Raw genomic sequence first — 7,767 nt, 5'->3', positions numbered from 1 at the left:
CGGTAATGACGGGAATCGGGCAATCCGGAAACGATCGTTCAGCTAAAATCGCCACAGCCCCGTTCTCGATTGCCTGATTGATATAATCGTGACCATCAACCGTGTAGCCGTTGATACAGATGAATAATCCGCCAGGTGTGATTTGTCGCGAATCGGTTGCGATATTCGTAATGAGTGGATTGATTGCTTCCTTTATAGTGAGTGGTAATAGTTCATTCAGAAGCTTCGCTAGTCGATTCATGATGTACTCTTCCCTTCTTGTCTCTTCTCTATGTCAAGATGAATTAGTCAACCAATCACATAAACAGTCGTATCCATTGTTTCAAGTAAATCAAATACTCTTTTACGGAACATACCCGCTTTAAGACCTGCCTAATCTTTTATCATGCTAGAAAATTATTCTCTTCAATGCTCGAAATGAGTGTTTCTTCCCTTGCACCTCTTAATCAGCTTTGATACACTCTTAAAGTTAACTAGTTAACTAAAAGGAGAAATAGGATGCTTTACACACAAGAAGATGTACTCGGACAACTATCAAAAGTCTCACGTCTCGTAAAACGAGAGATTGATGCTACCTTGCTTCCCTACTCGTTACATACGGGTCAATGGGCACTAATAAAAGCAGTTGCATTACTACAACCTGTCTCACAAGTCCAACTGGCCGATTACTTAATCATTGAAAAACCAGCTGTGACGAAAACCGTCTCACGTCTTGAGACGCTTGGTTTCATCACTCGGATAAAAGAAGGACGAACACACTTTGTCTCATTGACACCTTTAGCCATTGAACGGTTCGACCAAATCGATGCTGCGGTCCAAGAGACCCACCAACGCTTACTCGCCTCCTTCTCCCTCACCGATCAGCAACAGCTTGGTGAGTGGATGACGCACCTACTTACTCTACATCGACAGGAGGAATCTTCATGACCACTCGGTTATTCTCGCGTCATTACGTCATGACGCTGATCATTAACTTATTGCTCTTCATCACGTTTTATCTACTTAATGCCTCACTTCCTTTACTCGCTGCTAAACAGTTTCCAGTCTCCGCTTCAGCACTCGGGTGGATCGTGACGAGTTTCATCCTGGCAACCGTCTGTTCTCGTCCACTGATCGGTCACTGGTTAGATCGTTATGATTTAAAGCGTGTCTTAATGGTCTCTGCAAGTCTCTTTACATTAATGAGCCTCTGCTACTTGCTTGTCCTACCACTGGAATCATTCTTCTATTTAATCGTTATTCGTATCATCCACGGGTTTAGTTTCGGAATGTTATCTTCTTCGATCAGTCTCGCCGTTACGACATTGATTCCAAAAACACGTCAAGGTGAAGGGATGGGCTATTTCGTCCTATCGATGAACTTGGCATCCGTCCTCGGTCCTGTCATTGGTCTAACCTTTATTCAAGAAAAAGCATTCGTTCTGTACTTCGTGACAGTTGCTGCCCTAGCAGTCATCGCCTTGTTGTTAATGATGCGTCTACCGCTGACGAGTCAACATATTCCAAGCACGTCCGCGTTTCGTTTAAGTCAGTCCCTCTTCTTATCACGTCCGCTTTTATTGATAGCAACTCTGTTGGCAGGCGTTGCGATTTCTAGTACATCAGCGTTTATCTCACTGTATACGGACTCGATCGGACATGTCGCATATGCTTCTTATTTTTATGCATTAGTCGCTCTCGGGATGGTCGGGATTCGACCGATTGCCGGAAAATTGTTTGATCAGCGAGGAGCTGCATTCGTGTTGTTGCCATCGTATGTTCTTTATATGATAGGCTTTGTCATTCTCGGCATGTATCCTTCGTTTGCCGGTTTATTGCTTGCAGCCGTCATTATTGGAGTCGGTTCTGCTTCCATCTTCCCGGGCCTTCAAACCGTCCTCTTGAATTTCGCACCTCCTGCACAGAAAGGGAAAGCCATCTCGACCTTTTTCCTTGCTTACGACACAGGTTTTGGAATCGGTGCCTTGATTCTTGCTTCTGTCGCAAGCGGTATCGGCTATTCCAATATGTTCTTGTCCTGTAGTCTGATCGTTCTCGTAAGTGGTCTACTGTATTTCACCTTTACGAAACGACAAGCTGCTTCATCTGAAACAGAAGAACTTGCTTCTTGAATCTGTCGTCAAACGAAAAACAGCCGCCTTCCTCTGAAAGGAAAGCGGCTGTTTGTTTATCCTGATTATGCGCGAAGTTCCGCATTGAACGTTTCTTTCACTGCATCTACGACTCGCTGTTGCGCTGTCGTGATTTCTTCATCGACTAACGTCCGTTCTTTGTTTTGATAACGGAGGGAGAAAGCGAATGATTTTTCATTCTCTCCGACGTTCTCACCCGTGTAGACATCGAACAATTCGATTGTCTGAAGAAGTGGACCGGCTGCTTCCGTCATGACATCGACGATGGATTGCGCCGTCACTGATCGCTCGACGACGATTGCTAAGTCGCGTGTCATTGATGGGAAACGTGAAATTTCCGAGTAGACCTGCTCTTCTTTCGTACGCAGTGCCATCGCCTCTAATTCAAAGACGTACACTTCTTTTAGACCATACTGTTCTTTTGACAGACCAGGATGCACTTGACCGACGAATCCGATCGCTTCTCCGTCAAGCAAAATGCGCGCCGTCCGTCCTGGGTGCATCGATGGAATGCTCGCTGCCTCGAACGTCAACGTAACACCGACTGCAGAAGCGAGTGTCTCGACGATTCCTTTCATGACGAAGAAATCTGTTTTGACGAGCGTTCCGTGCGCACGGTGTTGTTCTGACACACCGACTGCGACGCCACCGATCATTTCTTGTTCAATCGGGAGTGTCTCAAGTGACGCATCCCGTTGCAGATAAACACTGCCGAGTTCATAAAACGCGACATCGGCATGCTGTCGTGCGACGTTATGCTGCGCGACTTCAAGGAGTCCCGGAATGAGTGACGTCCGCAGTGTCGAACGTGCTTCACTGATTGGCATCGCCAGTTTGACCGGATGCAAATCTTCTCGTTCATTGAATTGCATCGCGCGTTGTTCGCTCGTCAATGAATACGTGATAGCTTGCGAAAGACCTGCTCCCTGCAATGTCCGGCGTAAATGACGACGGTGAATGTTCCGTTTTGGTAAGAAACCACGGCTCGCTTCAGACGGTAAGCTTGAAGTCAGTGCATCATATCCATAGAGACGAGCGACTTCTTCCGCTAAATCAGCTGGAATTTTCAAGTCTTGGCGGCGAGTCGGTACGCTGACTGTCAAGGCATCACCCGATAATTCAACACCGAGACCAAGACGTTCGAGTAACGTTTGCATGACCGTTCCTTCAATCTCCATACCAAGACGGTGATTGATGTACGAGACACTCGCTTCAATCAAGTGATCGTCAAGCTCGAGCGTTCCTGCTTGAGCGACACCAGCCTGAACCGCTCCACCCGAGAGTTCAGCAATCAAAGTTGCAGCCCGATCGAGTGCTAACAAGACACGACGTGGATCGACGCCCTTTTCGAAACGAGCACTCGAGTCCGAGCGAAGTCCAAGAACACGGCTCGTCTTCCGGACGGAAATCGGTGCGAAGTAAGCTGATTCTAAAATGATCGATGTCGTGTTTTCATCGACTTCGGTATTCGCTCCACCCATGACACCAGCAAGCGCGACCGGGCGTTCACCGTCTGTGATGACGAGCATCGAAGAATCGAGCGTCCGCTCTACTTCGTCTAACGTCGTGAACAACTCTCCTGCGTGCGCTTGACGCACGACGATCCGTTTTCCAAGTTTTTCAGCATCAAATGAATGAAGCGGTTGACCTGTCTCGAGTAAGACGAAGTTCGTAACGTCGACGACGTTGTTGATTGGACGAATGCCGTTCGCGATCAAGCGGTTTTTTAACCAAGTCGGTGATTCTTGAATCGTCACGCCTTGAATTTCTCGTGCCGCGTAGAACGGGCAGTCCTCTGAATCAAGCGTCACGTCGACTGCCGTCGCAGTTTCTGCTTCTTTGACTTCAACGGCCGGGAAAGTCGGTGTCGTATCATAAAGCGCAGCCACTTCGTATGCGACACCATACATGCTGAGGCAGTCCGAACGGTTCGGCGTTAACCCAAGTTCGAGGATTTCATCGCGTAGACCGAGTAACTCCAAGACGTCCTGTCCTGGTGTGACTGGTTCTCGGAACGTATGGATCCCGTCCTGCTCATCTTCTCGGATATATTTCTTTTCGAATCCGAGTTCTTCGAGTGAACAGATCATCCCTTCTGAGACGACACCTCGTAATTTAGCACGTTTGATTTTAATACCTGGCAGGCGAGCTCCGACGCGTGCGACGATGACATCTTGTCCGGCTTCGACGTTCGGTGCACCACATACGATTTGGACCGGTTCGTCTTGCCCGATGTCGACCGTCGTGACATTCAATTTATCTGCTTCTGGATGTTTTTCTTTCGTTAATACACGTCCGACGACGATGTTGTTCAATGCCTCATCCCGGACATCTACGCCTTCGACTTCGATTCCGCTCTTTGTAATCAAATCAGCCAAATCTTGTCCTGATGTATGACTGACATCCACATATTCGTTCAACCATTGTTTTGAGACTAACATCTGCGTTCCCCCTTAAAACTGTTCGCTGAAGCGAACGTCATTCGTATAGAAGTGGCGAATATCATCGACACCGTATTTCAACATGGCAATCCGTTCGATACCCATCCCGAATGCGAAACCTGACATTTTCGTGCTATCATATTCGGCCATTTCGAGCACGTGAGGATGAACCATTCCAGCGCCCAGAATTTCAATCCATCCCGCCTGTTTACAGATGTTGCATCCTTTACCGCCACATTTGAAGCACGAGACGTCGACTTCGACGGACGGCTCCGTGAACGGGAAGAAACTTGGGCGTAAGCGGACTTCACGTGCTTCACCGAACATCTGCTTCGCGAAGGCTTCAAGCGTTCCTTTTAAGTCTGCCATCGAAATCGATTCTCCGACGACGAGTCCTTCGACTTGCATGAATTGGTGCGAATGCGTCGCATCATCTTCGTCTCGACGATAGACTTTACCTGGGCAGAGAATGCGGATCGGTTCACCTTTAGAAGCGAGCATCGTCCGTGCTTGGACCGGTGACGTATGCGTTCGCATCAAAATTTCTTCCGTGATGTAGAACGAGTCTTGCATATCACGTGCCGGGTGATCCTTCGGTAAATTCAACATCTCGAAGTTGAACAGATCTTGCTCGACTTCTGGACCTTCCGCAATCGTATAACCGAGTCCGACGAAGATGTCTTCGATCTCATCCGTCACCTGTTGCAAGAGATGCGCATGACCGACCTTTTTCGGACGTCCTGGTAACGTGACGTCAATTGCTTCCGCTGCCAGTTTTGCATCCATTTCTTGTTGTTTGACAGCTGTCAGACGTCGTTCCAATTGCTCTTGGATCGCTTGACGAACCGTATTTGCGATCTCACCGACAACTGGTCGTTCTTCCGCTGATAACTTTCCCATTCCTCGTAATACTTCTGTGATTGGTCCCTTTTTCCCGAGATACTTGACTCGGACGTCATTGAGATCTTTTTGAGTTGTTGCCTGATCGACTAATGTCAACGCTTCATCGCGTAATGCTTCTAATTGCTCGCGCATCTTTCCCACTCCTTTAGTTGAAGATATAAAAAAACGTCCCTCCGGCAAATGCCGAAGGGACGATGTAAACACCGTGGTACCACCCTTGTTTGACTTTTCAATCGAAAAGTCCTCCAATTGCGCGATAACGGGCGCATCCCGTCACGATCTCTCGTGCGACTCCGGAGTGAATTCGGTTAGCAGATTCATGAAGCAGTTTTCAGTCTACGACCGCTTCTCCCTGATTGAATCGTTCCCTAACGTACTCTGTTCCATCAACGTCCATGATGTATTCCTGATGTTCACTTTAGCATGAACGCTTGTCGGTTTCAATCCACGCTTGCAAAATGATAGAGCAAAATACCAGCCGCTACTGCCGCATTCAACGACTCCGCTTTACCGCGGATCGGGATGTAGGCACGCTCATCACAGTAAGAGAGCAATTCTGGCGCAACGCCTTGTGCTTCGTTCCCGATGATTAAACCGAGTGCATCCATCGGTGCGATCGTTTGATAAGACGTCGCTCCTTCTAACGCCGTGCCGATTACCGCAATTCCTTGTTCGTGCAGGGCATTGACTGCCTCTTCGAGCGGCATGGAGATGACAGGTAGATGGAACAGCGATCCTTGCGTCGCACGGATGACTTTTCCGTTATAGACGTCAACTGTTCCCGGTCCGACGACGACACCATCGAATCCAGCTGCGTCAGCTGTCCGAATCATCGTCCCGACGTTCCCTGGATCTTGTAGACGATCGAGCAACAAATAGCGTCCTCGTTCTAATTGTGCCGAAGCTTGTTTCATCTCACAGACAGCGAAGATGCCTTGCGACGTTTCCGTCTCAGCCAGTACTTTGATGACGGCTTCATCGATCGTAAAGACATCGGCATTTCGTTTCCAAGAACCGGGTACTTGGTACGATTCACGCACGATCAATTCCTTGACGATTCCAGCGCGAACAGCTTCTTCAATCAGATGTTCTCCTTCGATCAAGAAACGGTTCGTCTGCAGACGTCCTTTTTTCGTTAAGAGTTTTTTCCATTGTTTAACGATTTCGTTCTTTGCTGATGCGATGTGCTTCATTATTTTATTACCCCTCGTAGATCGCTTGGACAGTCTCCGCATCAAGACGTTTTGTCACAGCAACGACTAAATCGACGGCTGCTTCGAAATCGGCTTTATGCATGATTGAGACGTTCGTATGCAAGTAACGGATCGGTACAGTCAATGCAAGTGATGGAACACCTGTATTAGACAAATGGAATTTCGCTGCATCCGTTCCGCCACCTGGTGTTAAGTCCAGTTGATACTTGATATTTTCTTCTGTTGCGACTTTCGTCACGAAATCGATCAATCCACGATGTGCGATCATCGTTGCATCGAACATGATGACTTGAACGCCTTCACCTAATTTCGACAATGCTTCACGATCGGTCATTCCTGGCGTGTCACCCGGGATACCTGTATCGACAGCAAAGGCGATTGATGGTTTCAGCAGGTGTGCGACAGTTTGAGCCCCACGTAATCCGACTTCTTCCTGAACAGTCGCTCCTGCGAAAATCGTGTTCGGATGACCGTCTGCTTTTAAGCGTTTGATTGCTTCGATTGCGATGGCACAACCAATCCGGTTGTCCCACGCTTTTGCCATCAAGAAGTTCTCATTTTTCATCACAGTAAATTCGCAATGTGGAACGACCGTATCACCCGGACGAATTCCCCAACCGTCGACTTCTTCTTTTGATGAAGCACCGATATCGATGAACATGTCTTTAATGTCGACCGGCTTATTGCGCGCTTCCGGTGGTAAAACATGAGGTGGTTTTGCTCCGATTACACCTGGAATGACTTCACCAGATGACGTCACAATATTCATACGCTGTGCCAAGAGGACCTGACCCCACCAACCGCCGAGTGGTTGGAAACGAAGGAATCCTTTTTCATCAATCTTCGTGACCATGAATCCGACTTCATCCATGTGACCCGCAATCAATACACGTGGCGCATCTTCGCCTGCGCCTTTATGTTCAGCAAAGAGGCTACCGAGACCATCCTGGTGGAATGCTTCTGCATGAGGTTCTAAATATTCACGCATGAGGTTCCGGACTTCTTTTTCGTTTCCCGGTACACCTGTTGCGTCCGTGAGACGTTTTAGCATATGTAATTGTTCGTTCATCTGATTTC

7 protein-coding genes are annotated in these 7,767 nt (G+C 48.0%); 2 read left to right on the top strand and 5 right to left on the bottom strand.

The window, feature by feature from the left end:
* Positions 1-241, bottom strand: a 241-nt coding sequence (locus F8N00_RS01370) for a Mur ligase domain-containing protein (RefSeq protein WP_421017624.1), incomplete at its 3' end; no start/stop codon positions are given.
* Positions 242-498: 257 nt separating this feature from the next.
* Between F8N00_RS01370 and F8N00_RS01365 the strand changes: the two genes are divergently transcribed.
* Positions 499-927, top strand: a complete 429-nt coding sequence (locus F8N00_RS01365) for a MarR family winged helix-turn-helix transcriptional regulator (protein WP_023469008.1) — start codon at positions 499-501, stop codon at positions 925-927.
* Positions 924-2,111, top strand: coding sequence for an MFS transporter (locus F8N00_RS01360; RefSeq protein ID WP_035396569.1), 1,188 nt, complete (start codon positions 924-926; stop codon positions 2,109-2,111). Before F8N00_RS01365 ends, F8N00_RS01360 begins: the two co-directional genes overlap by 4 nt.
* A gap of 65 nt (positions 2,112-2,176) precedes the next feature.
* Here the strand turns inward: F8N00_RS01360 and pheT are convergent, their stop codons facing one another.
* The 4 genes from pheT to F8N00_RS01340 all read right to left on the bottom strand — a co-directional run bounded on the left by pheT (position 2,177) and on the right by F8N00_RS01340 (position 7,759).
* Positions 2,177-4,573 carry a phenylalanine--tRNA ligase subunit beta gene (gene pheT / locus F8N00_RS01355; protein ID WP_174316481.1) on the bottom strand — a complete coding sequence of 799 codons (2,397 nt, stop codon included), beginning with the start codon at positions 4,571-4,573 and terminating at the stop codon, positions 2,177-2,179.
* A 12-nt stretch (positions 4,574-4,585) separates the two neighbouring features.
* Positions 4,586-5,608, bottom strand: a complete 1,023-nt coding sequence (gene pheS / locus F8N00_RS01350; RefSeq protein WP_421017623.1) for a phenylalanine--tRNA ligase subunit alpha — start codon at positions 5,606-5,608, stop codon at positions 4,586-4,588.
* A gap of 308 nt (positions 5,609-5,916) precedes the next feature.
* On the bottom strand, positions 5,917-6,702 hold the full coding sequence (locus F8N00_RS01345) for a TrmH family RNA methyltransferase (RefSeq protein ID WP_371811222.1): 786 nt from the start codon (positions 6,700-6,702) through the stop codon (positions 5,917-5,919).
* On the bottom strand, positions 6,677-7,759 hold the full coding sequence (locus tag F8N00_RS01340) for a M42 family metallopeptidase (protein ID WP_023469013.1): 1,083 nt from the start codon (positions 7,757-7,759) through the stop codon (positions 6,677-6,679). The genes F8N00_RS01345 and F8N00_RS01340 overlap by 26 nt, the downstream gene beginning before the upstream one ends.
* Positions 7,760-7,767: the final 8 nt, after the last annotated feature.

The sequence above is a fragment of the Exiguobacterium sp. A1_3_1 genome (genome assembly GCF_048985645.1).
GTDB lineage: Bacteria > Bacillota > Bacilli > Exiguobacteriales > Exiguobacteriaceae > Exiguobacterium_A > Exiguobacterium_A indicum.
This window is presented reverse-complemented; position numbering and strand designations above follow the sequence as displayed.